The 24,626-nt window shown below is 60.4% G+C and carries 18 protein-coding genes and 1 other RNA gene; 15 read left to right on the top strand and 4 right to left on the bottom strand.

The annotated features are described in order from the left end of the window. Positions 1 to 17: 17 nt before the first annotated feature. From map to IGS75_RS03655, 7 genes are all read left to right on the top strand, one after another. Positions 18 to 818 carry a type I methionyl aminopeptidase gene (map, locus tag IGS75_RS03685; protein WP_202257614.1) on the top strand — a complete coding sequence of 267 codons (801 nt, stop codon included), beginning with the start codon at positions 18 to 20 and terminating at the stop codon, positions 816 to 818. After that, the gene (gene ggt, locus IGS75_RS03680; RefSeq protein WP_202257613.1) at positions 815 to 2,614 is read left to right on the top strand and encodes a gamma-glutamyltransferase; all 1,800 of its coding nucleotides are present in this window, start codon (positions 815 to 817) and stop codon (positions 2,612 to 2,614) included. Before map ends, ggt begins: the two co-directional genes overlap by 4 nt. 74 nt (positions 2,615 to 2,688) lie before the next feature. Then, positions 2,689 to 2,785, top strand: an RNA gene (gene ffs, locus IGS75_RS03675) — signal recognition particle sRNA small type. Positions 2,786 to 2,881: 96 nt separating this feature from the next. Further along, positions 2,882 to 4,837 carry a DNA polymerase III subunit gamma/tau gene (locus IGS75_RS03670; protein ID WP_202257612.1) on the top strand — a complete coding sequence of 652 codons (1,956 nt, stop codon included), beginning with the start codon at positions 2,882 to 2,884 and terminating at the stop codon, positions 4,835 to 4,837. A 14-nt stretch (positions 4,838 to 4,851) separates the two neighbouring features. Continuing rightward, positions 4,852 to 5,175: a YbaB/EbfC family nucleoid-associated protein gene (locus IGS75_RS03665; protein WP_202257611.1), complete on the top strand. Its 324-nt coding sequence runs from the start codon at positions 4,852 to 4,854 to the stop codon at positions 5,173 to 5,175. Between the two features lie 24 nt (positions 5,176 to 5,199). Next, the gene (recR, locus tag IGS75_RS03660) at positions 5,200 to 5,796 is read left to right on the top strand and encodes a recombination mediator RecR (protein WP_141350793.1); all 597 of its coding nucleotides are present in this window, start codon (positions 5,200 to 5,202) and stop codon (positions 5,794 to 5,796) included. 2 nt (positions 5,797 to 5,798) lie between these two features. Next, positions 5,799 to 6,557: an SDR family oxidoreductase gene (locus tag IGS75_RS03655; RefSeq protein ID WP_202257610.1), complete on the top strand. Its 759-nt coding sequence runs from the start codon at positions 5,799 to 5,801 to the stop codon at positions 6,555 to 6,557. A 4-nt stretch (positions 6,558 to 6,561) separates the two neighbouring features. On the opposite strand, the gene IGS75_RS03650 is transcribed toward IGS75_RS03655, so the two are convergent. Both IGS75_RS03650 and IGS75_RS03645 read right to left on the bottom strand, forming a co-directional pair. Next, positions 6,562 to 7,116 carry a chorismate--pyruvate lyase family protein gene (locus IGS75_RS03650; protein ID WP_237468967.1) on the bottom strand — a complete coding sequence of 185 codons (555 nt, stop codon included), beginning with the start codon at positions 7,114 to 7,116 and terminating at the stop codon, positions 6,562 to 6,564. After that, positions 7,097 to 7,420: a TIGR02300 family protein gene (locus IGS75_RS03645; protein WP_141350798.1), complete on the bottom strand. Its 324-nt coding sequence runs from the start codon at positions 7,418 to 7,420 to the stop codon at positions 7,097 to 7,099. Before IGS75_RS03645 ends, IGS75_RS03650 begins: the two co-directional genes overlap by 20 nt. Positions 7,421 to 7,592: 172 nt before the next feature. On the opposite strand from IGS75_RS03645, the gene aroA reads away from it, so the two are divergent. From aroA to IGS75_RS03615, 6 genes are all read left to right on the top strand, one after another. Further along, positions 7,593 to 8,921, top strand: a complete 1,329-nt coding sequence (aroA, locus tag IGS75_RS03640; RefSeq protein WP_202257609.1) for a 3-phosphoshikimate 1-carboxyvinyltransferase — start codon at positions 7,593 to 7,595, stop codon at positions 8,919 to 8,921. Next, the gene (gene cmk / locus IGS75_RS03635) at positions 8,918 to 9,553 is read left to right on the top strand and encodes a (d)CMP kinase (RefSeq protein WP_202257608.1); all 636 of its coding nucleotides are present in this window, start codon (positions 8,918 to 8,920) and stop codon (positions 9,551 to 9,553) included. The genes aroA and cmk overlap by 4 nt, the downstream gene beginning before the upstream one ends. Before the next feature lie 260 nt (positions 9,554 to 9,813). Then, positions 9,814 to 11,526, top strand: a complete 1,713-nt coding sequence (gene rpsA / locus IGS75_RS03630) for a 30S ribosomal protein S1 (protein WP_141350804.1) — start codon at positions 9,814 to 9,816, stop codon at positions 11,524 to 11,526. A gap of 244 nt (positions 11,527 to 11,770) precedes the next feature. Beyond that, the gene (locus IGS75_RS03625; RefSeq protein ID WP_202257607.1) at positions 11,771 to 15,118 is read left to right on the top strand and encodes a glycosyltransferase family protein; all 3,348 of its coding nucleotides are present in this window, start codon (positions 11,771 to 11,773) and stop codon (positions 15,116 to 15,118) included. A gap of 24 nt (positions 15,119 to 15,142) precedes the next feature. Next, positions 15,143 to 18,133: a glycosyltransferase gene (locus IGS75_RS03620; RefSeq protein WP_202257606.1), complete on the top strand. Its 2,991-nt coding sequence runs from the start codon at positions 15,143 to 15,145 to the stop codon at positions 18,131 to 18,133. A 48-nt stretch (positions 18,134 to 18,181) separates the two neighbouring features. After that, the gene (locus tag IGS75_RS03615) at positions 18,182 to 19,219 is read left to right on the top strand and encodes a CgeB family protein (protein WP_237468965.1); all 1,038 of its coding nucleotides are present in this window, start codon (positions 18,182 to 18,184) and stop codon (positions 19,217 to 19,219) included. 151 nt (positions 19,220 to 19,370) lie between these two features. On the opposite strand, the gene IGS75_RS03610 is transcribed toward IGS75_RS03615, so the two are convergent. Further along, positions 19,371 to 22,085 carry a M16 family metallopeptidase gene (locus IGS75_RS03610; protein WP_202257605.1) on the bottom strand — a complete coding sequence of 905 codons (2,715 nt, stop codon included), beginning with the start codon at positions 22,083 to 22,085 and terminating at the stop codon, positions 19,371 to 19,373. 165 nt (positions 22,086 to 22,250) lie between these two features. Here IGS75_RS03610 and IGS75_RS03605 point away from each other — a divergent pair, with 165 nt between their 5' ends. Together IGS75_RS03605 and IGS75_RS03600 are read left to right on the top strand one after the other, a co-directional pair. Beyond that, positions 22,251 to 22,787 (top strand): hypothetical protein, encoded by a 537-nt coding sequence (locus IGS75_RS03605; RefSeq protein WP_141350813.1) that lies wholly within the window; start codon positions 22,251 to 22,253, stop codon positions 22,785 to 22,787. A gap of 39 nt (positions 22,788 to 22,826) precedes the next feature. Then, a complete protein-coding gene (locus IGS75_RS03600) occupies positions 22,827 to 23,867 on the top strand; it encodes a glycosyltransferase (protein WP_174787534.1) in 1,041 nt (346 codons plus the stop codon). 4 nt (positions 23,868 to 23,871) lie between these two features. On the opposite strand, the gene IGS75_RS03595 is transcribed toward IGS75_RS03600, so the two are convergent. Beyond that, a complete protein-coding gene (locus IGS75_RS03595; protein WP_202257604.1) occupies positions 23,872 to 24,465 on the bottom strand; it encodes a DUF4339 domain-containing protein in 594 nt (197 codons plus the stop codon). Between the last annotated feature and the right edge of the window lie 161 nt (positions 24,466 to 24,626).

The following is a 24,626-nucleotide window of genomic DNA, read 5'->3' as shown; positions in this document are numbered from 1 at the left end:
AGGATCGGGCAGCAGATATGGATAAGGCACGGGGTATCGTTCTCTACGATCAGGACGATTTCAAACATCTGCATCGCGTTGGTCGCCTGACGGCAGAGGCGCTGGACATGATCACCCCCCATGTTCAGCCCGGCGTCACCACAGAAGAGCTTAATCAGCTAATTCATGACTTCACGATCGCTCATGGCGCCACGCCGGCCCCGTTGAATTATCGCGGCTATCCGAAATCCTGCTGCATCTCCATCAATCACGTCGTGTGTCACGGCATTCCGGGTTCCAAAAAGCTGTCCAACGGTGACATCGTCAATATTGATGTCACCTCCATTTTGGATGGCTGGTATGGCGATAGTTCGCGCATGTATGTCGTAGGCAAGGCGCCCAAGAAGGCCGAAAAGCTTGTTGACGTGACGTATGATGCCCTGATGCGGGGCATCGCGCAGGTCCGTCCCGGCAATACGCTTGGCGATATCGGCCATGCCATTCAGGAGTATGCGGAGGCCAACCGTTTTTCCATCGTGCAGGATTTCTGCGGGCATGGCATCGGTCGGGACTTCCATGCCGAGCCGAACGTCCTGCATTACGGCAGGCCGGGTGAGGGCGTGAAGCTGGTGGAAGGCATGGTCTTCACGATTGAGCCCATGCTGAATATCGGCCGTCCGGACGTGAAGATCCTTGATGATGGCTGGACAGCCGTCACCCGCGACCGCACCCTGTCTGCCCAGTTCGAGCATCAGGTCGGCGTGACAGCCGATGGCTGCGAAATCTTCACCCTGTCCCCTAAAGGCTATACCAAGCCGCCCTACGGAGAGATTGCATGAGAGCGTTTCCGCTTTTCCTTGCTGCGGCCCTGATCAGCAGCACGACGCTCGCCAATGCTGCCCCCCAGGTGCTGAGTTCGGCTCATGATCCGCTGGCTTTCGGTCCGGACCATGTCAGTGCAGGAGTGCTGGCGTCGGGCCGTCACGGCATGGTGGTCTCGGCCCAGCACCTTGCGTCCGATGCAGGTGCGAAGATCCTTGCACAGGGCGGCAACGCCGTTGATGCCGCCGTGGCCGTTGGGTATGCGCTGGCTGTGGTTTATCCCGCAGCCGGCAATATCGGCGGCGGTGGGTTTATGACCCTGCGTCTGAAGAGTGGTCAAACGGTCTTCATCGATTTCCGTGAGCATGCGCCGGGTGCTGCAACGGCCACGATGTATCAGGACGCCTCGGGAAAGGTCATTCCGGGTCTGTCCACGGAAGGCTGGAAAGCAGTGGCTGTTCCCGGCACTGTGGCGGGTCTGGATTCCATTCTGCAAAAATGGGGCCACCTGTCGCGCGCAAAGGTCATGGCGCCTGCCATTGCGCTGGCCCGTGACGGCTTCATTCTGAATCAGGGCGATGCGGATCTCCTGCACACGTCCACGCGCTATTTCCAGAAGGATCTGTATGCCCGGGCGTTCTATCTGCGCTCCGATGGTACGCCGCTTCAGGCCGGTGACCGTCTGGTGCAGAAGGATCTGGCCAACTCCCTTGAGCTGGTTGCAAAGGAAGGCCCCAAAGCTTTCTATGAAGGTCCGATCGCGAAGGAAATTGTCCGCGCCAGCACGGAGGGTGGCGGTCTGCTCCAGCTTGCCGATTTCACAGCTTATCATATCCGGCATCTCGAACCGATCCGTTGCACCTATCGTGGCTACACGATCGATACCGCCCCGCCGCCGAGCGGTGGCGGCGTTGCGCTTTGCGAGATCCTGAACATCCTCTCCGGCTACGACATGCATGCGCTGGGCCTGCACACGGCACCGTCCGTGCAGCGTGAAGTCGAAGCCATGCGTCACGCTTATTCGGACCGCCGTGACCTGGGCGATCCGGATTTCGTGCATAATCCCGTTGAGCACCTGATCGACCCGGCCTATGCCTATCAGATCCGTCAGGGCATCCCGACCGATCGCGCCCTGTCGTCCAGTACGCTGAGGGCAGGGGAGCCGCTTCCCGCTCCTGTGGCGCAGGCGGCACCCGACACGCAGGAAAAACACGAGACGACGCAGTTCTCCGTGCTTGATCATGATGGTATGGCCGTTTCCGCGACCTATACTCTCAATGGATGGTTCGGCGCGGGCGTGATGGGCGGGCATACCGGCATCTGGATGAATGACGAAATGGACGATTTCTCGTCCAAACCGGGCGCGCCCAACATGTTCGGCATTGTCGGTTCGGAGGCAAATGCGATTGCGCCGGGCAAAACACCCTTGTCCTCCATGTCGCCGTCCATCGTTTCGCGTGACGGCAAGACCGTGATGGTGATCGGCAGCCCCGGTGGTTCGCGGATCCCGACCATTACACTCTCCGTCATTCTCGGCGTGATCGATTACGGTTTGGATATCCGTCAGGCCGTGGACCTGCCGCGAATCCATGAGCAGTGGGAGCCTTCGGCTGTCGAGCTGGAACCCGGCGCGCTGTCTGACGAGACCATGCAGACCCTCAAGGCTGAAGGCTACGCCCTGTCGCCGCATCGTCCCTGGGGTGTAGCTGAGGGTATTCTCGCCGACCACCCGAGCCTGTCGGCTGCAAAGACCGGCCTGATCTACGGCGCGGCCGATCCGCGACACATGGGTGGTGCGGCTGTCGGAGAGTAAGGTGCAATAATGAGGGCGCACTCTGATGATTGGGGGTTGTCAGACACCCCTCTCTCTGTGTTAGGAGAGCGCCGGGAGGTCGGCTTTGGACGGATACCTTGCCAACCCGGTCAGGTCCGGAAGGAAGCAGCCGCAGTGAGTTTTATCCGGGTTGAATGTCCGGCCTCCTACCTCACACAGATCACCGGACGCGCCGGTTCCTCCCATGCCAGCGTCCCGACCGTTCCTCTACGGTCCCATCCTCAGTGCTGAGGGTTCAACACTTCCATGACTGATGACAACGATGATCTCCCTCTGCCGCCCGAAAATGGCAGCGGCTTTTTCGGAGACGTACCAGAGCTGGAAGTGTCTGCGACCCCAGCTGCCGAGGCCACGCCCTATCGCGTTCTGGCCCGCAAATACCGCCCGCAGACTTTCGATGATCTGATCGGTCAGGATTCGCTCGTCCGCATCCTGCGCCGCGCTTTCGAGCTCAGGCGTGTGGCGCATGCCTTCATGCTGACCGGTGTGCGTGGTGTGGGTAAGACGACAACCGCGCGTATTATCGCCCGTGCTCTGAACTGCGTGGGTCCGGACGGCAATGGCGGTCCGACTGCTGATCCCTGTGGTGTCTGCCCCAACTGCACCGCGATTCTCGCCGACCGTCATCCCGACGTTCTGGAAATGGATGCTGCTTCCCGCACTGGCGTAGACGACGTGCGAGAAATCATCGAGGCCACGCGCTTCCGCCCGATGCAGGCCCGCATGAAAGTCTTCATCATTGATGAAGTCCACATGCTTTCGCGCAACGCCTTCAACGCTCTGCTCAAGACTCTTGAAGAGCCTCCGCCTCAGGTCACGTTCATTTTCGCCACGACCGAGCTGCGCAAGGTGCCGGTCACGGTTCTCTCGCGCTGTCAGCGTTTCGATCTGCGCCGCGTTCCGCAGTCTCTTCTGGCCGGGCATTTCCACAATATCGCCGTCAGGGAAGGGGCAACCCTTTCCGAAGACGCGCTTGCGCTCATTGCCCGTGCGGCCGATGGCTCCGTGCGTGACGGGCTTTCGCTGCTTGATCAGGCCATCGCGCAGGGGGCCAGTGACGCGGATGCCGTGGCTGACATGCTCGGTCTGGCGGATCGTGGATTGGTCTTCGATCTGCTGGATGCCCTGATGGCCGGCAAGTCTGCCGATGCGCTGGATCTGACCGATCAGGCCTATGCCCGTGGGGCTGACCTTGGCGTCTTTCTGGCGGATCTGCTTGACCTGCTGCACCTTATTTCACGTCTCAAGGCCATTCCGTCTCTGCGCGAAGGTCGGGATCTGCCGGAAGCCGAGCGCACACGTGGCGGGCTCCTGGCAGATCGGCTGTCTAATGCCGTACTGGGACGCGCCTGGCAGATCCTGCTCAAGGGTGTGCAGGAAGTTGAAACTGCCCCGGACCGCCGCCAGGCCGCTGAGATGGTGCTGATCCGTCTGTGTCATGCCAGCCTGCTGCCCACGCCGGACCGTTTGATCCGTCAGTTGACCGAAAGCGGGCAGGACTTGTCCTTTCCGGTTGCTCCGTCCGTCCCGACGGGTGACGCGGCTTCCGCAACGCCTTCCGGGGTGGTTGGCGGCATTGCGTCTAGCAGTGTCAGTGAAACCTCTGGTGGTCATGGGCCCCGCGCGCATGTCCGGTTAGTTGCCAATGGGGGCGAGATTATCGAGCCCGGCATTGGTTACGCCGAACTTGTCCCGGATCCAGAGCCTGAACCCGAGCGTCTGCCCCCGCCACGGACCTGGCGTGAGATGGTGGCGATGGTGGCGCGCGAACGCGAACCCGTGTTGCACGGATTGCTCCGCAATGCTGTTCATCTGGTACGCTTTTCGTCGCCGGATGTGCAGATTCGCGCCGAGGAGCCTCAGGCCCGCATCGAACGCCAGCTTCAGAAGCTGCTTGATCGTGTTTATCCGGGCCAGTGGCGTGTCAGTGCTTCGACGGCTCAGGGCGAGCCGACGCTGGATGAACAGGGCGCGGAAGTTGTGGCTCTCAATCAGGCTTCGGTGGAGCAGCATCCTCTGGTGCAGGCCATCCTGAAAACCTTTCCGGGTGCGAAGATTGGGGAAGTGCAGGATCATTCCCTTGATGAATACGGGCTGCCACCGGAAATTACCGTGCCGCTGACTGATGACGAACCGCCCGATCTGGAATTCGCGCCTCTGGATGCCGATTCACTTGAAGAAGACGACCTGAACCTTAACTGATTAGGAAGATACTGATGAAGAACCTTGCCGGACTGATGAAGCAGGCTAGCCAGATGCAGGCTAAGATGGAAACTGCCCAGAGCAATCTGGCGTCTCTCATTGTAGAAGGGGCTGCCGGTGCCGGTCTGGTAACTGTCAAGCTGACGGGAAAGGGCGAGATGCGCGATCTGAAGATCGATCCGCAACTGGCTGACCCGAGCGATATCGAAACGCTTCAGGACCTGATCGTTGCCGCCTATACGGACGCTAAGGCCAAGGCTGAGGCTGCAAGCGCCGAAGCCATGCGTGACGTGACGGGTGGTCTCGACCTTCCTGCAGGGTTGAAGCTGCCGTTCTGAACTGGTTGACAGGGACTACGCCCCATGATGGGCCACGGCGATATTGATCAGCTGATCACCATGCTCGCGCGCCTGCCGGGACTGGGGCCACGCTCCGCCCGCCGGGCCGCGCTGGCTCTTTTGCGTCAGCCGGAAAGCCGGATGTTGCCGCTCGCTCATCTGATGGAGCGCGCGGCCACGAGCGTGAAGACCTGCATCTTGTGCGGTAATCTTGATACGCTCGATCCGTGCCATATCTGCACAGATGAAAGGCGTGACAGGGGCCTGATCTGCGTAGTTGAGACCGTGGGCGATCTCTGGGCGCTGGAACGCGCAGGCGTTCATCGTGGCGTCTATCAGGTTCTGGGCGGTACCCTGTCTGCGCTGGCCGGACTTGGCCCCGATGACCTGAACGTCCGCCCGCTGTTCGAGCGGATTGAGGAAGGCGGGGTGGGGGAAGTCATTCTTGCTCTTAGCGCCACCGTCGAAGGGGCGACGACAGCGCACTGGTTGCAAGAGCGTCTGCTGCCTACAGGTGTGACCGTGACGCGCGTGGGGCATGGCGTACCCATGGGGGGGGCGCTGGATGTACTGGATGACGGCACACTGGCTGCGGCTCTTACAGCCCGCAGGTCTCTCTGACCATGGCTTTGCCTTTTCGGATTTCTCCGCGCGTTCCCCGTGTCGCACTCGTCACGGGAAGTGCGCGCCGTATCGGTGCGGCTCTCGTGGAGATGCTGGCGGCGCAGGGTTTCGCGGTCGCCATTCATTGTCGTGACAGTGCGTACGAGGCCGAAGCTTTGCTGGAGCGGGTCGGGGGCAAAGGCTGCGTTCTGCAAGCCGATCTGCAACGCGAAGAGGAAGTCGCAGCACTTCTGCCTCGCGCCAGTGCTGCGCTTGGTTCGGTGGGCATCCTCATCAACAATGCGTCTGCCTTTATCCGCGATGAAATGGGCAGTGTGACCCGCGAAAGCTGGGACCTGCACTTGGAAACCAATCTCCGGGCCCCATTCGTCCTCTCACAGGCCATGGCGGAGGCCCTTCCCGAAGGGAGCGAGGGCCTGATCCTGAACATGCTGGACCAGCGTGTCTGGAACCTGACTCCGCATTTCGTCAGCTATACTCTGTCTCGCACGGGATTATGGACTTTGACGCAGACCACGGCTCTCGCACTTGCTCCTCGGGTGCGGGTAAACGCCATCGGTCCCGGCCCGGTCCTGCCGGCCGTGCGTCAGAGTCAGGAGCATTTTGACAGCATGTGCGCAAAAACTCCGTTGCAACATGGGTCCTCACCTGAGGAAATCGCTCAGGCCGCGCTCGCGCTTTTCGCGCTCCCGTCTGTGACGGGCCAGATGCTCGCACTTGATGGCGGGCAGCATCTGAACTGGTCGCCTACCTCCTGAAACCTCAGGGGCGGATCGCGGCCGGAAGATAATCTTCCACGACGAGCGAAATCGGCGCGTCATCGACCCCACGTCTCAGCAGCGCGCGGTTTTCCAGAACGATTCCCGAAGCCCTGCCCGGAAATCGTGTTTCGAGTCTTTGTCGCCGGAAAGCTGTCTGCTGCACTGCGCGTCCGAACGGCGTGTCCGTCTGTTCCAGCAGGGTATTCATGGCGGGAGAGAGGCGTTCTGGCACATACCAGTTCCAGGCATCGGACAGCACCGTTTCGCCGCACAGCAGCCGGACATGCCGTGTCGTGACCTGATGCACCTCACGGACCTGCAAGAGCGTCAGAATATCTTCCGTAACCGGCCGGTCCACACTCAGGCGCACCACGCGGATCGGGTTGGAGCAGCGGGCCTGAAGCGCCGCCGTCGCGCTGGGCTGGCTGTTAAGCCGGGTCCTGAATGCGCGAACGGCTGCGCTGTCCGGGGTAAAAACACCTTCCGGATCAGAACAGCCGCCCATCAGTGCCGCCAGAAAAACAGCGCAAACGACCTTAGTTGTCGTCGCGGTCATCTTTGTCGTTCGGGACTTCGATGTCATTGCTGAGATCGTCGTCATCGTCCAGATCGTCGTCTGGGGCGATTACATCATCATCCTCGTCATCGGCGACTTCCAGATCCACGTCGTCCTCATGCTCGTTGGCCTGGGGCTTCGGATCTTTCTCTTCAGGCAGCGGAACCTCGCTGCGCTTGAGACGGGAATCGTCCGGCTGCGTCGTGCCGCATTTCGGGCACACCGCAGGGACGCGGTTGAGGTCATAGAAGCGGGCGCTGCATTCAACGCATGTCCGTTTCAGACCGAGTTCGGGTTTTGCCATTGTGCGGAGCCTGCTAATGCCTCGAATAAGGAACGCGGCCATGCCAGCTTGCGCGCGCTCTGTCAAATCCTGAAGCGTGATTCCGGACAGTTTTCAGGCGCATGACTGTGCTACCCCGGCATGATTCACGAGGTGATTGACAGGTGAGGGGAGCCCTAGCAAGAACATTACCATGCAAGTCTCGCGCCCCCTGACCGTTTCCGCGTCCCCCAAGGGACTTTCCGGCCGCACCCGTGTCCCGGGTGACAAATCCATCAGCCATCGCTCGCTGATGTTCGCTGCCCTCGCTTCTGGCCGTACCTATGTGACTGGCCTGCTCGAAGGCGAAGATGTGCTGCGGACGGCGGACGCAATGCGTGCGCTAGGCGCCACTATCATGCGCGATGGTACGAATTGGGTCATCGAGGGGCGTGGCGTGGGCGCCTTGAGCGAGCCGGTGGATGTGCTGGACATGGGTAATTCCGGCACGGCAGCGCGTTTGCTTTCCGGGATTCTGTCCTCCCATGCTTTCAACAGCATCATGACGGGTGATGCGTCGCTGCGTTCACGTCCCATGCGCCGCGTGACGGTTCCGCTGGCGGCAAATGGTTCTGAATTCCTGACCCGTGAGGGTGGCCGCCTGCCAATGGCGATCCGCGGCACGGGTCAGGCCAAGCCGATCGAATACCGTCTTCCGGTCGCGTCCGCTCAGGTTAAGTCCGCTATTCTCCTAGCCGGCCTGAACGCTCACGGCACCACGGTTGTGGAAGAGCCTGTCGCCACGCGCGATCATACAGAAAACATGCTTCGCCATTTTGGCGTTGAAGTGGATGTTTCGCGCATTGATGACGGCGGCCGCCGAATCGCCCTGACGGGGCCGGTGCAGATGACGGCTCGTGATGTCACCGTCCCTGGCGACCCGTCTTCCGCAGCTTTTCCGATCGTTGCCGCATTGCTGGTTCCGGGTTCGGATATCTGGATTGAAGGCGTGGGGCTTAACCCGCTCCGTACGGGTCTGTTCACGACGCTGATCGAAATGGGCGCCAGCCTATCCATCGAAAACGAACGCGTCGAAGGCGGTGAGCCGGTCGGCGATCTGCATGTACGTTACAGCAAGCTCAAGGGTGTGGATGTTCCGCCCGAGCGTGCGCCGTCCATGATTGACGAATATCCGGTTCTGGCCGTCGCCTGTGCTTTTGCCGAGGGTCCATCCCGTCTGCGCGGTCTGGAAGAACTGCGTGTGAAGGAGAGCGATCGCCTGGCATCCACAGTTGCACTGTTGAACGTGAGCGGTGCCGAAACCGAGGTGATCGGTGACGATCTCATTGTGAAGGGCCATCATGCTCCTCTCGGCGGCGGCACGGTTCAGACCCATATGGATCATCGCCTCGCCATGAGCGCTGTTGTGCTTGGCCTTGCCGCCCAGAAGCCGGTGAACGTGGACGATACGGCTTTCATCGAAACCAGCTTTCCCGGTTTCGTGGATCTGATGAACAGTCTTGGCGCGGGGCTGACGCCGTGACGATCCGTCCGCTTGTCATCGCTGTCGATGGCCCTGCCGCAGCGGGGAAAGGTACGCTTGCGAAGGCGCTCGCCGAGAAACTGAGGCTGCCCTACCTCGATACCGGGCTGCTGTATCGCGCCGTCGCCCGTCGGATGGTGAATGCGGGGCTGGACCCGGCTGATGATGCGTCGGCTGAAGCACGGGCTCTGCAACAGGCGGACCTGGTCCGTACGGATCTGCGCGTCCCCGAGATTGACCGGGGTGCTTCCCTGGTGGCCGCGCAGCCCGCTGTCCGCGCGGCCCTGCTCGAACGCCAGCGCGTTTTCGCGTCTGAAACAGGCGCGGTCGTGGATGGCCGCGACATCGGTACAGTCGTTTTTCCGGATGCGGATGTGAAGTTCTTCATCACGGCCTCGGCACGCACCCGGGCGCTGCGCCGGCATCATCAGGTCCATGGCGGGACCCCGCTGGACGAGGGGGAGCTGGAAGCTGCCGTGGCGGAGATCATGGCGCGGGACGAACGCGACTCATCGCGTGAAACCGCTCCGCTGGTGCAGGCTCCTGACGCTATTCTGATCGAGACCGACATGCTCTCTGCGGCCGAGGTCCTTGATAAGGCATGCGAAACCGTTGCCTTGCGTTGTGCGTGAAACTGATCTGACGCCGCAGCGCCTGAAAAAGCGCCTTTTTTTATTGACACAGCGCCCTCGCAGGGTGTTGGTGCACCGTATCACCAGGCCCCTAGGGCAGGGAGATGGCCTGTTCTGCGTCTGGTAGGCAGGTCCAACAGCCAATAACCCGATCTGACCGTTCAGCGGCGGCGGGGAGACGTCCGGTCCGTCATGGATCTGGCGCAGACGTGGATATCTGTTTCGTCAAAGAAACGGGAATCCGGGAATATAGTATTTACATGGCTTCAGCCACTCAGACCCCCACGACCAGCCACGGCATCGAAGATTTCGCAGCCCTTCTCGAAGAGACCCTGGGCCGTGACACCGGCTTTGACGGCTCCGTCGTCACGGGCCGCGTTGTCCGCCTGACCGATGAATTCGCAATCGTCGATGTCGGCCTCAAGAGCGAAGGCCGCGTGTCGCTCAAGGAATTCGGTCCGGCCGGCGTTGCTCCGGACGTGAAGCCGGGCGATGTCGTCGAGCTTTATGTCGAGCGTTACGAAGACCGTGACGGCTCCATCGTCCTGTCGCGCGAGAAGGCTCGCCGCGAAGAGGCATGGACCGCCCTGGAGCGTGCGTTCGCCAACAACCAGCGCGTCAACGGCACGATCTACGGTCGCGTCAAGGGCGGCTTCACGGTTGATCTCGGCGGCGCCATGGCGTTTCTTCCGGGCAGCCAGGTCGACATCCGTCCGGTTCGTGACGTTGGCCCGCTGATGGGTCAGCCACAGCCGTTCCAGATTCTGAAGATGGACCGCGCCCGTGGCAACATCGTTGTCTCGCGTCGTGCCGTTCTTGAAGAGACCCGTGCGGAACAGCGCTCCGAGCTGATCCAGGGCCTGAAGGAAGGTATGATCCTCGACGGCGTCGTCAAGAACATCACCGATTACGGTGCGTTCGTTGATCTCGGCGGCGTTGACGGCCTCCTGCATGTCACCGACATCGCCTGGAAGCGCATCAATCACCCGTCCGAAGCCCTGCAGATCGGTCAGCCGGTTCGCGTGCAGGTCATCCGCTTCAACCCGGACACGCAGCGTATTTCCCTCGGCATGAAGCAGCTTGAAGCTGATCCGTGGGAAAATGTTGCACTCAAGTACCCGGCAAATGCCCGTTTCACGGGCCGCGTTACGAATATCACCGATTACGGTGCATTCGTGGAGCTGGAGCCGGGCGTCGAAGGTCTGGTGCACGTTTCCGAAATGTCCTGGACGAAGAAGAACGTCCATCCGGGCAAGATCGTCGCCACTTCGCAGGAAGTCGACGTCATGGTTCTGGATGTGGACAGCTCTAAGCGCCGTATCTCCCTCGGCCTCAAGCAGGTTCAGCGCAACCCGTGGGAGCAGTTCGAGGAAGAGCACAAGGTCGGTTCGATCATCGAAGGCGAGATCCGCAACATTACCGAATTCGGTCTGTTTGTTGGTCTTTCCGCAGACATCGACGGCATGGTTCACATGTCCGATCTGTCCTGGGACGAGGCAGGCGAAACCGCCATGTCGCACTACGAGAAGGGCCAGGTCGTCAAGGCCAAGGTTCTCGATGTGGATCCCGAGAAGGAGCGTATCTCCCTCGGTATCAAGCAGCTTCAGGAAGATCCGGCAGCTGACACCCTGTCCCGCGTCCAGAAGGGTGCTGTCGTCACCTGCGTCGTGACGGCTGTTCAGAGCAACGGTATCGAAGTGAAGGTCGACGACGTTCTGACCGGTTTCATCCGTCGCGCCGAGCTGGCCCGTGACAAGGCTGAGCAGCGTCCGGAGCGTTTCGCAGTCGGAGAAAAGGTAGACGCCAAGGTCGTCTCCGTTGACCGTGCGTCCCGCAAGCTGGCCCTGACAATCCGCGGCCGTGAGGTCGAGGAAGACAAGCAGGCCATCAATGACTATGGGTCTTCTGACTCGGGCGCATCCCTGGGTGATATCCTGGGTGCCGCCATCCGTCGCCGTAACACGGACGCTTGAGCTTTCGCTTTGGCGAACCGGGAGAGGCTCTCCTCTCCCGGTCGGTGATGAAAAGGGTCGCTTCGGCGGCCCTTTTTTATTGGAGGTTCATTCTTGCTAGAGAGGCTTTTTCTTGGCGGCGTCATCAGCTACAAAAGAAAAAGCTCTGAGACGGAAGTGTCGTGAACGGAGGGCATGTCCTGCTGTAATCCGGACGACTGGTCAATATTGAATATGGGAGTGGGCGTTCTAGCCCAAGAGATTGATGGCGGTCATTTACAATACAAATTACACCCATAATCCCAATTCCTATCTGACGCTTGCCGTTCAGCGGGCAGCCCAGACGCTTTTCGGAAAGGAGCAGGTGGTTGTCGCGGACAACATGAGCCTGGCTGCTATCGCGGCTTCAGGTGAACATGATGTCCTGATCTGCCTGGATGCTCAGCGCATCAATCTGCCCCTGATTCGTCGTGTACGTCCTGCCTTCAAGAGCATGATTCTCTGGACTTTCGAAGACCCCTTCATGCGGGACTTCAATGTTGAGAATGCCGAACTCTTCGACTACGTTTTTACGAATGATCCGTCCTGTGCGGAATACTATCACGGCAAGGGCCACTACCTCCCGTTGGCTGCAAGTGCGTCGATTCACGAGCGTGCCGTACTTCCTGCTGCAGAGCTGGAATATGATATTTTCTTTGCCGGTACGATGTGGCCCAATCGCGTCCATACATTGCGTAAGGTCATCGCAGCGTTTCCAGATGCCCGCCTCAAGCTCGTATGCCCGACCAATGAATTCCTGCCGCCCCTGCCAGCGGATCTGGCTGCGCTGGCCATTCAGCGTCCGATCAGCCACGAAGCTTTCATCGATTTCGCGAATGTCAGCGCCGTTACTCTGACCATGTTCCGTGACTATGCGAGCCATGGTGATGTCAGTCAGGCCACGGCTCCTGGGCCGCGCTTCTTCGAGCTGGCCCTGGCAGGCGCGGCTCAGGTCGTGGAAGCTCCGGAAAGCATGAGTGCCGAGTATTTCGAGACTGTGAATGGCATTTCCCTTGCCCGGGATGCCGATCAGGTTGTGAATGCGATTGCCCGGCTGCTTCAGCAGAAGGGTACACGTCGCAATGCCGCTCTGGCTGCACAGAAATCCGTCGTATCGCAGCATCTTTACGAGCATCGTCTCGAAAAGATGCGTGATATTACCGGGGCCGATTTCGGGCGCCGGACCCAAGCCCTTGCACCCCTGCATCGCCGCCGCCGTCTGCGTGTATTGATGTGCACACATTCCACGATTCACGAGCAGGCGTGGGGTGGCGTTGAAGTCTATCAACAGGGCCTGTGCGCGCTTCTGTCGCGTGACGTGGAATATTTCTACTGGTTGCGTCGTGGCGGCTTCTGCCGTCTGACCACAGCCAATGGTCACGAACTGGAGCGTTTCGACGTGCCGGAAGTTGGCTGGCAGGACGCGATGTGTGACTCGCCGGAAGAAATGGCGTTTTCCAGCGTTATCAGCCAGTATAACATCGATCTCGTCCATTTCCAGCATCTGGGCCATCATGCCCTGTCATTGCCGATCATCGCGAAGGCCAATGGCGCGGGTGTGATTTTCTCCGCCCATGACTTCTGGCTGATTTCCGCCCGGTACAATCTGCTGAACCACGAACTTCGTTACGTTGAGGACGAAGTGCGCTCGGTTCTGGCGGCCGACATCACGCTCAAGGCCTCTGAAAATGTGGACCATGGCGGGGAGCAGACACGTCGTGCCTTCGTTGCCAAGATGCTACATTCCGTCGACGCCATCCTGTTCGGTACTGTCCATTCCCGGGACCTGACGCACGAAATCTATCCGGTGCTCGATAGCAAGCGCAGTCTCGTGATGGGGATACCCAGCCCGGACAACACCGTTCCGATCGTGATGAAGCCGTACGAGCCTCTGGGGGACCGTCCTCTGGGTGTCGCAATCGTTGGGAACTTCCTGCGGACCAAGGGCGCCGATACGATTCTTAACCTGATCGATATCGCCCACCCTGACCATTTCGTCTTTCATATCTTCGGCTATATTCATCCGGAATATGAAGCCGTCCTGACCTCGGTCCCGCGTCCGCATGTCAAAATTTACGGCCGCTACGAGATGGGAGATATCGATGCGCTGAAGGTGGCAGATGTCGCGCTGAACCTGTCGATTTGGCCCGAGACCTACTGCATCTCTCTGTCCGAGGCCTGGCAGAATGGTCTCATTCCCATTGTTACTGATGTGGGCGCCCTGGGAGATCGTGTTGAAGATGGCGTGAATGGTTTCACGGTTCCCATAAGCCGTCCGAGTATGGTGCTGGAGCGTCTGGAACTGTTGCGTTCGTCCGAGCCTCTGCGCCGGCAGATCATGCAAAATATCACGCCTGCGCTTTGGACCCATGCCCGGGATTATGCTGACGAGCTGCTAGCGCTCTATCATGATACGGCCCCACGTCGTGAAATGGGTGTGTCGGAACTTCGTCTGGATGCCGGGCAGGTTCATTTGTTGGCCCATCCTACCTGGCGCCACCAGGCACCCCCGCGTCATATCTTCGATCCGCCGACGGTGCGGGATCTGTCCGTGGAAATGCCAGTCCCTGTTTCGGACTGGTTCTCGGTGCAGGGGGCCGAATGCTATATCGATGACATCTGCCATCACGTCTTTTCCGACATAGAAGAGAGACCTTTCCTGGGGGCTCCTGAGTTCCACATACGCGGATGGATGATCCTGCCGGGGGTCAGTTCAGCGGGGCAGATGTTCACGGTCCTGTTGGGCGAAGATCCCGACAGCGCCATGATCTTTCTGGAGTGCCAGCGCGAGATCCGTGCGGACATTGCGGAGCTTTTCGCCGATGCGCCACGCCGCGCCGGTTTCTCCGGCAAGGTCGCCTTGCGCGGCAAGTGGTGTGAGGGGCGTTTCCGCATTGGTTTGATCAATGTGGTCAATGGTCAGGGTGCGTTCCAGCTGACGTCCATGCAGATCGAGGTCGAAGGCGGGCAGATCCGGAAGATCATCCGTTCTGCTCCTTCCAACGATCTCATCCTGTCTGACTTCCGTCGTGTCTCTCATAGTGATGGCCTGATGCGTGGTGTGAAGCTGTCGGGTGTCGGTAAGAACCAGATGCATCCTTACACTTCGGGGGCGCTGGATTATTTCATTGATGATTTCACGGGGCTGGCTGGCGATCCGCCTGCCGAATTGATACCGGACGGTTCTCTGTCGGTTCGTGGCTGGATGTTCTTTCGCAATCTGTCCCGTGCTGGTCAGGTTTATGGCGGACTGGCCTCGGAAAGTCGTGACGAGATCGTTTTCTTTGCGCTGGAACGTGTGCTGCGGGGTGATGTCGCGACAGCGCATCGCGATGCGCCGGTCTGTGCCGGATTCAACGGGACGTTCATGCCGCGCGAAGGCTATGCCCGTCCGCTTGATGGCGTCTATCGCTTCATTCTCGTGAATGTCGTGGGAGACGTCTACGGATCAAGGATGACAAATATTGCCGTGACGTTCGACAATGGTGCGATCCTGTCTGCGGAATATGTCGACCTGCACACCGAGAATGTCGCACGCGGGGAACGTCTTCTCGCTGGAAAAGTCGTTTCCTGACCTGCGAGCAGGAGGCTTGCCCTGATGTCCGAAGCTGTTTCAGCCCCGTTATCTGAGAGGCGGGAACCCCGGTGGTCCCGCTTTGATACGCAGTGGTATCTGCTGCGCTATCCCGAGGTGCGGGACTGGATGCGCGAAGAAGGGCAGGACGATCCGTATACGTTCTATTTGCAGACTGGCCAGCGTTACGGGCATTCTCCGAACCGATATTTTGATGAAATCTGGTATCGCGATGCGCACAAGGATGTGCGTCAGGGGCTGATCCGGGAAGAATGGGCGTCGGGTTTCGAGCATTATACCGCCATCGGATACAAGACCCATTCTCCGCATTGGCTGTTTGACGAGCCGGGCTATCGGCGCCGTTATCCTGAACTGACACAGCGTTTTCTGAACGAGCACAGATTCAGTAATGGCTACGACCATTATCTCGAAATCGGAGAGAGCCATTATTACCGGGGACATCATTTTTTCGATGATGAACTCTGCCGCGAGCTCTCCCTGATCTTTCCAGACTGTTTTGACAGCCGGATCGGGCTGTTCGCGTCATGGCTCGGACTTCCGGCCCATGTTGCCGACGCCGGGCGTGTTTCGTGGTATTTCGATCCGGTCTGGTATCTGACGCGTTATCCTGAGGTTCGGAAGGAAATAGCCGCAGGGCATTATTCGAGTGCCCTGCATCATTACCTGACCAACGAGACTTCACGTCTTTTTGATCCGCAGGAATTCTTTTCTGAAGAGTTCTATCGGCAGGCCTATCCGGATATGGCTCCGTCGCTGGAGCATGGATATTTCCGCAACGGCTACGATCATTTTGTCCGTTACGGCGCGCAGGAAGGGCGTGCGCCGCAGGAAAATGTGGACCTCGCCGCCCACATGGCGCAGGCACAGGTCCGCAACGACGTGCGCAATCGCCTGTATGATAGTGCGTTCGCCCATTTCGTCGCTGGCCGGACGGGGTTGGGCGAGAAGCGGATGGCAGCGCTTGCGGCCGTGGCCGAGATTCCCGAGGAACAGTCCAGGCTTCTGTTTGAACGTGAAGCCGAAGCCATCCTTCCGTCGCTGGTCCGGCATCCGCTGGATTTCACGGTTCACGGCGTTCCTGAAATTAGCGTTCTCATGGTCGTCTATGATCGGGTTGCCCTGACGGCGCAGGCCCTGGCTTCGTTGCGAGCCAACTATGCCGGTGCCATCCAGCTCATACTGGTGGACTCGGGTTCGCATGATCAGACCCGCCATATCGGGCGAATGGTGCGGGGCGCTACGATCCTGCGGTACCGCTACAATATCGGCTATCTTCTGGGCTGCAATCTTGCGCTGGAAAAAGCGGAGGCCCCGTTTGTTCTGTATCTGAATAACGATATCCGCCTGTATCCGGATGCCATTGTTAATGCGCTGAAGCGTTTGCGTTCCGAGGCCGCGATTGGTGCAGTGGGCGGAAAGCTGGTGCGTACGAACATGCGCCTTCAGGAAGCTGGATCGATCATCTGGCGGGACGGTGCGACTTACGGCTATTTGCGCGAGGATGATCCGAATCTGACGACGGCTAACTTCGTCCGGGACGTCGATTACTGTTCGGCCGCTTTCCTGATGGTCCGCACGACATTGCTGCGTCGCTTGGGCGGATATGATCCGCGGTACACGCCGGCCTATTTCGAGGATGCCGATCTGTGCGTGCGGATTGTCAAGGCGGGAATGCGCATTGTCTATGATCCGAACGTGGTCATCGAACATCTGGAGTTCGGAAGCTCTGGTGCGGCCGGTTCCCATGCTCTGATCCAGGGCAATCTTAAGACATTTTCCCGTCTGCAGCAGGATTTTCTGCGTCATCAGCAGCCGGCCCACATCCGTAACGCCGTTTTGGCGCGCGAACACCGGGTCAGCCAGCATAAGCGGATCCTCTTCATCGAGGACCGTCTGCCTCTGCGGCGTCTGGGGTCCGGCTATGTCCGCTCGAATGACATCATTAATGAGATGACGGCGCTGGGATATCAGGTCACGGTTTTTCCTGTCCTGCCCAGGGATCAGACGGTCATCGATCTGTTCGGGGATTTTCCGGAGACGGTGGAACTGATCGTGGATCGGGATCTGTCCAGTTTCTCTGATTTTATTCAGGAGCGGGTCGGATACTACGATCTGGTCTGGATCGGCCGTACGCACAATCTGGTGCGTCTCCTGCCCCTGCTAAATGAATCGAGCCGCTATCTGCCTTCTGCCGGTCCGATTCTGGACACGGAAGTGATCGCCACGCCCCGCACACTGGAGCGTATCCGGGTTCTGGACCTGCCGGAGCCGGATATCAGCTTCGATGAGATGTTGCAGCAGGAACTAGACTGTGCCCGGTTCTGCCAGCAGATCATCGCGGTGACGTCCCATGACGCGGATCTGGTGCGTCGCGCGGGCTATCAGAATGTCTCGGTGCTCGGGCATGAACTGCAGATTCAGCCGACTCCAGCGCCGTTCGAGACCCGGCATAGCATCCTCTTTTTTGGCGCGATTCATGACGAGGGCGCGCCTAACCATGACAGTCTTGTCTGGTTTGTGGACAGGGTGCTGCCGATTCTGGACGGGGTTCTGCCGCCGGATGTCCATTTCACGATCGCCGGTTATGTGGGGCCGGATGTGGATATGACGGTTTTTTCGGCGAATAGCCGGGTGGAAATTGTGGGGCCTGTGGGGGATCCGCGGGAACTGTTCGACCGGCATCGGGTGTTCGTGGCGCCGACGCGGTTTGCGGGTGGAATTCCGTTCAAGGTCCACGAAGCGGCTTCCTATGGTCTGCCGCAGGTCGTCACGACGCTGCTTCAGGAAGAAGTTGGCTGGACGGATGGTGCAGAGATTCTTGCGGCTCCGGCGAATGATCCCGAAGCGTTCGCGGCTGCCGTGGAGCGGCTTTATCAGGATGCGGAACTGTGGAAGACTCTGAGGGCTGGCGCGCTCGCGGCTGTCGAGCGGGATTGTTCTCCGGTCCATTTCCGGCAGGCGTTGTCAGGGATTGTTCAGGGCTGCATCGAATGACGTGCCGGGGAATTCCGGTTTGAAAAATTTGGGAGGGCAGGGAAGGTTATGGACGCAGTGAAAGAAATGATCGTGGAAGCCGGAAGCGCCAGCGGGCCGGCCAGCGGAATGAGTGGCCTGACAGGGCGCGTTCTTGTCTGCAGTGGTGGCCGGTATGAAAGCCAGGCCAATGCGCAGATCCGTGAGTCCATCATGGATGGCTGGGCAGATTGTTTTGGCGAAGACAATGTCACGGCCGTGCACATTTCGGCCGCTGCGAGTTCCATCCGGGTACTGAAGCCGACGATCGTATTCGCAATCGGCTCCTATCTTCCGGAAAGTACGTATTTCGGCGAGGTCTGCCGTGAGGCGAAGAAGATCGGCGCGGTAACGGTGTTCTGGGCGACGGAAGATCCCTACGAGCAGGACGCGAACTATCGTATCGCCGATGATTTCGACGTGATCTTCTCCTGCGACCGCTGGGGACATAACTTCTATCAGCGTGAGCGGGTGTTTCATCTGCCGCTGGCAGCCAGCCCGAAGCTGCATTACGGCGAGATCGATGCGAAGTCCGAGAAGACGATCGATGTCCTCTTCTGCGGTGTGGCGTTCACGAACCGCAAGGACATTGTCCGCAACCTGCTTCCGGTTTTGCGGGACCTGAACATCAAGATCGTTGGCCCGGGCTGGGGTGAACTGGGGATCGGGTTCTCCGATGCGCGGATCGAGAAGTCCCAGCTTGTGGAGCTTTATCGCCGTTCCAAGCTGGTGCTGAACCTCGGTCGTTCGCTGAGCTTTGAGAACAAGCGTTTCGTGATTGCGCCGTCTACACCGGGGCCGCGGACATTCGAGGCTGCTCTGGCCGGGGCGTTCCAGGTGTTCCACGAGGATACGCATGAGATCCGCCGCTATTACTCTGCCGACGAGATCCCGGTGTTCTCCAACCGTGTGGATTTCGAGCGGTTGGTGACGACGTATCTCGACAACAACGATCTGCGCGTGAAGATGGCCCGTCAGGCTCAGGCGCGGACAAAGGCCGAGCATCTGTACACGCATCGCATCCAGTATGCGCTGCGTGTGCTCAAGGATGAGGGGCTGATTGGCTGAGGGGCGGTCTGACCTGACGCTCTTTCCTGCCTGATCCTGAAAAAGCCGGAGCGTGTCTCCGGCTTTTTTTGTGCCCTGGGTTCAGGGGCGGGTATGAAAAAAGGCCACGGAGCAGTCCGTGGCCTTTTGCTGTTGTGCCGGAAGGGAAAGATCAGTTCGGCTGGGGACCCATGACGATCTGGGCGAGGTCAGTGGGGCGGACCCATTTGCGGAAAGCGGCCTGCACCTGCTCGGGCTTCATGTCGTAGATCGCCTGAGCGGCTTTGGCAGGGCTGTCCAGCGGCAGGTCGAGGGCGATCAGGGACAGGTAGCTTCCGGCCAATGCGCTGAAGCTGGCGCGGGACATGGGCTGGCTACGCAGCAGGGACGCCTTGGCGAGGTCGAGGCTTTCCTTCGAGACGGGGATGTTGCGCATGTCTTCGACGTCCTTGACGGCGAGGGCGCGGGCCTTCCCAACCTTGTCCGGATCGGCGCCAAAGGTGATGCCGAAGCCGCTGCGGGTGCGGGAATAGGTAAAGCCGCTTCCGGCGCCATAGACATAGCCTGTCTTCACGCGCAGGTCCTGCATCAGGCGCGAAGAGAAACCATCCCCGAGGATCGTGTTGCCGACCGCCAGGGCATGGCGGTCGGGGTCAGTCACCTTCATGCCGATGGTCTCAACGAGCTTGACCTCATCCTGTGAGCGTCCCGGATCCGCGACCACAGCCTGGGAGGCGCGGCTCAGAGGGATGTCGGGCAGATCGACGACGGGCTTCGGGCCTACGGCCTTCCAGACGCCAAAAGCCTTTTCGATATCTGCTTTTGCAGCTTCGGGGGTGATGTCGCCGACGATGACAATGGTGGTCAGGTCCGGGCGGTAGGCGTGGGCGTAATAGGCCTGCACGTCCGCGAGAGTGAGCTTGCCGATCGTGGCGGGAGTCGCTTCACGCAGGGTAGGGTCCTGCGGTGGGACCAGTGCCTTGCGGGCAGCGCGGCCGAAGCGGTAGCCCGGTGACTGGAGTTCGCCGGCCTGTGCCTGTGCGGCCTGCATCTGGGTGATGTGGAACGCTTTTTCCGGGAAGGCCGGGTTCAGCTCGTGATCCGCCAGCAGGGCGAGACCCTTTTCAAAGTTCGGAGTCAGAGTGCTGAGCGAGAAAGACGGGCCGGCGTCCTCGTCTGCCGAGAGATCGTCGAGGGCGCGGGCGAGGGCCAGACGGTCATGCGTTTTGCTGCCGTAGAGGAACATCTGTTCGGTCACGTCCGCCACGCCTTCCTGCCCGGCCGGCTGTTCGAGATCTGCGTTCTGGCGGATCCGGCCGATCAGTTCGACGGTGTGGCTGACATGCTCGGGCTGGACCAGCAGGTGCAGGCCGTTCGACAGCGTATAGGCGGCCGGAAGGGGGGCTGCGGCCGGGATCGTCAGGCGGGCGAGGGCCTGCTGTGCCCAGTCCGGCAGGGCGACCTTGCCGGAAGGCGGTGTATTGAAGGATTCAGCGCCCCCGAAGCCTTTCTGGCCGACCGGCTTGCCCGAGGAGCTTGGTGTCAGGGTGGCGGTGATGGCGTGGGCGGGGTCGAGCAGCTTTTTGGCCAGCGCGTCAACCTGTTCCTTGGTCACGTGGCGGAAGGCGGCCAGCATGTCCTGCGGGTCGTTCAGGTGCTGGATGGCGACGGCCTGTGACCAGCTTTCGGCCAGGCCGGAAATGCTGTTGGCGTTGAATTCGAGCGAGGCGATTTCCTTACGGCGGGCGGCTTCGATCAGCTCGGCCGGGATGCCGTGGGTGCGGAAATTTTCCATGATGCTGGCGACGCTGGTCCGCAGGGCGTTCGGGTTCGCACCCTTGGGGAAGCCGGCATACACGACGCCCAGACCGGCCTGTGCTTCGGGGTCATACATGAAGCCGGTATCGAGTGCCTTGCCAGACGGTACGAGGTCGAACAGGGCGGCCCGCTGGCTGCTGATGGCGTCGGCGAGCAGGGTGGCGGCGGCGTAGTCGGGATCACGCTGGCCGGGCATGCGCCAGGCCATGGTCACGAGGCCGATCGGCAGGTCGGTATCGAGCGCGATGCTCTGTGCCTTGGCCGGAGTGGGGGAGACAGTGCTGCGCTCTGGCAGGGTGGAGGCCGGGATGTTGCCGAAAGCGGCCTGAACCTTCTTCAGTGTGTCTTGCGGGTCCACATCGCCGGTGATGACCAGCACGGCGTTGTTGGGCGCGTACCAGGAATCATAGAACTTCTTCAGCAGGGGCGCTGTCGTGGCATCGAAGGATGGACGGGTGCCAAGGGCGTCCTGCTCGTAGGGGGTGCCGGCATAGAGGGCGGCGCGGATCTGCGAGAGATAGCGGTAGATCGGGCTGGAGAGGTCGCGTGAGACTTCCTGTTCGATGGCGCCTTTCTCATGTGCCCATTCGGCTTCGGTGATGTTCAGGCCGCGCATGCGTCCGGCCTCGATGCGGAGCAGGACGTCGAGGTCACTGGCGGGGGCCTTGAAATAATACTGGGTGACGTCTGACGTTGTGTCCGCATTGTCGTTGTTGCCGAGCTGCGCGCTGATGGTGGAAAGCTGGTCGCGCGACAGGCTCTGCGAGCCGTTGAACATCATGTGCTCAAGCGCATGGGCCGTCCCTGGAAAGCCTTTCGGGGCGTTCACCGAGCCTGTCTCATAGTTCAGCATCGTCTGCACCACCGGGGCGAGGGTATCGCGCACCACGATGACCCGCAGTCCGTTGGCGAGGGTCGCCCGTGTGACCGTCGTGGGGGTGGCACTCGCTGTTGCTGCGTTTGTCGTGGGGGTCGGGGCCGGTGCGGCCTGGGCTCCCGCAAGGACCGGAGACGCCAGCATGGTGGCTGTCAGCAGTGACAGACGTGACAGACGGGAGAGTGCGGACATGTGTTCAGAACTTTCCAGAGGAGAAACGCATCTTCATAAAAGAATAAACCGGTTGGGCCGGTCTCTGTCCAGCATGTGTAGCCTGCGTTGGCCGAGCTGTATCTGACGGCCGGATGAAGAAAAAATTATGTGCAGGGGGGTGTCCGGGCGGATAAAGTGCCTGTGATGACTTTACCTGAACGCATTGCCCATGTGGATGACTGGCTGCTTGACCGGCTGTTCCAGCCTGTGGCGGATCGCCTTCCCGGGCGCCTGACGGCGCTGCAGCTTGGCCTGAGCTGTCAGCTCGGCGCGCTGATGCTGGACGGGCTCTCCCTCGTGCTGCCTATGCTGCTGTTCGGCGCCAGTCTGTCCAACATGATCGACAGTGCGCTGATCTGGTGCATCAGTCTGGCGTTCTTCCTCGGCATGAAACGTTCGGCGCCGCTGGTTCGTCCCGGGATGCTCAATCCGCTGCGACCGCTGCTGCGGGCCATGCGCCTGCTGTCGCTGGCGTTTCTGGTCTACCAGTTGTTCCGCGGCATGGGCGTGCCGGGTTTCATCTGGCTTCTGACCCAGATGACCACGATTTCCCAGCTTCTGTTTACGGTGGGTCTCTATCTTGTGGCCTGTCAGCCAAGGCCGCCGTATCAGCGTATGTCCACCCGCAGCGGCCCGATCATTGAGGGTGCATGGGGCGTCGGGGGCCGGATCAACTCCTGATTTCCGGTTTTCCCGCCACGCCCATCAAGGAAAAAGCGCGTGACTTCCCGATTGAGAATTCTGCACTGCCTCTCGACCCGGGAATTCGCGGGGACGGAGCGTCATCTTGCGGAACTCTCCGCCATTCAGGCGCGGAGCCATGACGTTACGCTCCTGCTGGAGCGTAATACGGTCGATCCGCTGACGGGCGGCGACATCAGCGGGTTTCTCTGTCCCCAGGTGAAGGTCGTGCGGGCTGGGAGGGCGGGCTATCTGCCCGCACTGGCCTCCGAGTTGCGCAGCGGCCGCCATGATATCGTCCATACCCATCTGGGTCGTGCCTCCGCCCGTGTGAGCTGGCTGCGTCGGGCGGGGCTGGTGGGGTCCGTTCCGGTGGTGGCCACGCTGCACACCTGCTATCGGGGGCGTAGCTATGCCGCGCATGACGGGTTGGTCTGTATTGCGTCCTGGCAGCAGGAGTCCCTGCCGGAAAAACAGCGTAATGCCTCTGCGTTGATTCCCAACTGGACGGTGCCTCCGCGATCAACCTGCGAAGTGCGCGCGGCTTTGCGGGCGCGGATGCGGTGGGAGTGGAAAATTCCGGACGGGGGCGTCGTAATTGGCGCAGCGGGGCGGATGGTTGAGGAGAAGAATTTCGGGCTTCTGATTCAGGCCTGGAAGCAGGCGGAGCTGAAGCCCGGGACCCGTCTCGTTATCGTGGGCGACGGGCCGGAGCGCGGCGCGTTGCAACAGGCGGCACAGGGGCGTTCGGAGATCATCTTCACCGGGTATCGCACGGACATGCCCGATCTTCTGGCGGCGTTTGATGCGTTTATCGTGCCCTCACGTCATGAACCGTTCGGACTGGTGCTGCTGGAGGCCATGGAAGCCGGATTGCCAGTTTGTGCTACGGCGGCCGGTGGCGTGAAGGATATTCTGGCTGATGCGCCGGATTGCATGGTGGTGCCGGACTGTCTGGAGGCGTTGGCGGAAGGGCTGCGTCGTCTGGAGCATGCTGTACCGCGCCAATGGGACATGTCGCGCTATAGGATCGGTGCGGCAGCCAGCAGGGTCGAGGCGTTTTACCGCCGGTATTGCTGAGGGCTTACAGCTCGTAGTAGCGGCGGGAGACGTAGCTGGAGAGGCCTTCGTCCGGCATGATGTGCCAGCCATTGGTGATCGCGGGAATGAACTCGCACAGAAACACGAGTACCGACAGGAAAAAAAGCAGCATGCCGTGACCCACGATCTGGATGCGGCGCCAGAAATAGAGCGGGGGCAGGAGGATCCACAGGATCGTGCCGGGGCGGAAGCCCGCTGCCAGCAGGCTGCGGCGGTCCATGATCAGCGCGTAGTAGAAAATCCCGATACTGACGACCATAGTGCCGATATTGCTCGCGAACTCCGGAATGAAGCCGAATCCTTCCAGGATTTCGATCGCCATCTTGCCGAAGAACGGGCCGATCAGGCTGAGCCACAGCCAGCGGTTCGAGATCAGGCTTACGGGAAGAGCCGGGGGAACGCCTTCGGGCTGGGGGGGCCAGAACACGCAGCTTCCAGCTGGGTGCCATTCACCGCCGAAGCTTTCGGTCCAGCACAGGGTGGAATGTCCGATGATCCCTTCTGTGACGAGGGCTTTCATCCCATCTGCTGACACCGGCCCCTTGCGGGTGCCATGTTCTTCGTAAAACCAGCTCACAGTTTGTCCTTTTCCCGGCGGCGTATCGTCGTCCCGGCTCCTGCTGGTTCCTGAACGGCTCAGTCTCTCACGACTTTTGGGGTTTTTGGCAAGCCTATCCCGTCCGGATTATGGGATGTGGCTCTGTCACCACGCATGAAAAAGGCCGCAGTTCCGGGGGC

Origin of the sequence: Gluconobacter sphaericus (genome assembly GCF_016757795.1) — a bacterium.
Classification (GTDB): Bacteria; Pseudomonadota; Alphaproteobacteria; order Acetobacterales; family Acetobacteraceae; genus Gluconobacter; species Gluconobacter sphaericus.
This window is presented reverse-complemented; position numbering and strand designations above follow the sequence as displayed.

Excerpts from the sequence above, each read along its gene's own strand:
- IGS75_RS03610 (WP_202257605.1), bottom strand. The coding sequence starts at position 22,085 with ATGTCCGCACTCTCCCGTCTGTCACGTCTGTCACTGCTGACAGCCACC.
- rpsA (WP_141350804.1), top strand. The coding sequence starts at position 9,814 with ATGGCTTCAGCCACTCAGACCCCCACGACCAGCCACGGCATCGAAGAT.
- recR (WP_141350793.1), top strand. The coding sequence starts at position 5,200 with ATGATGGGCCACGGCGATATTGATCAGCTGATCACCATGCTCGCGCGC.
- IGS75_RS03670 (WP_202257612.1), top strand. The coding sequence starts at position 2,882 with ATGACTGATGACAACGATGATCTCCCTCTGCCGCCCGAAAATGGCAGC.
- IGS75_RS03665 (WP_202257611.1), top strand. The coding sequence starts at position 4,852 with ATGAAGAACCTTGCCGGACTGATGAAGCAGGCTAGCCAGATGCAGGCT.
- IGS75_RS03645 (WP_141350798.1), bottom strand. The coding sequence starts at position 7,420 with ATGGCAAAACCCGAACTCGGTCTGAAACGGACATGCGTTGAATGCAGC.
- IGS75_RS03655 (WP_202257610.1), top strand. The coding sequence starts at position 5,799 with ATGGCTTTGCCTTTTCGGATTTCTCCGCGCGTTCCCCGTGTCGCACTC.
- aroA (WP_202257609.1), top strand. The coding sequence starts at position 7,593 with ATGCAAGTCTCGCGCCCCCTGACCGTTTCCGCGTCCCCCAAGGGACTT.
- IGS75_RS03650 (WP_237468967.1), bottom strand. The coding sequence starts at position 7,116 with ATGACCGCGACGACAACTAAGGTCGTTTGCGCTGTTTTTCTGGCGGCA.
- map (WP_202257614.1), top strand. The coding sequence starts at position 18 with ATGGATAAGGCACGGGGTATCGTTCTCTACGATCAGGACGATTTCAAA.
- IGS75_RS03615 (WP_237468965.1), top strand. The coding sequence starts at position 18,182 with ATGGACGCAGTGAAAGAAATGATCGTGGAAGCCGGAAGCGCCAGCGGG.
- IGS75_RS03625 (WP_202257607.1), top strand. The coding sequence starts at position 11,771 with ATGGCGGTCATTTACAATACAAATTACACCCATAATCCCAATTCCTAT.
- IGS75_RS03605 (WP_141350813.1), top strand. The coding sequence starts at position 22,251 with ATGACTTTACCTGAACGCATTGCCCATGTGGATGACTGGCTGCTTGAC.
- IGS75_RS03620 (WP_202257606.1), top strand. The coding sequence starts at position 15,143 with ATGTCCGAAGCTGTTTCAGCCCCGTTATCTGAGAGGCGGGAACCCCGG.
- ggt (WP_202257613.1), top strand. The coding sequence starts at position 815 with ATGAGAGCGTTTCCGCTTTTCCTTGCTGCGGCCCTGATCAGCAGCACG.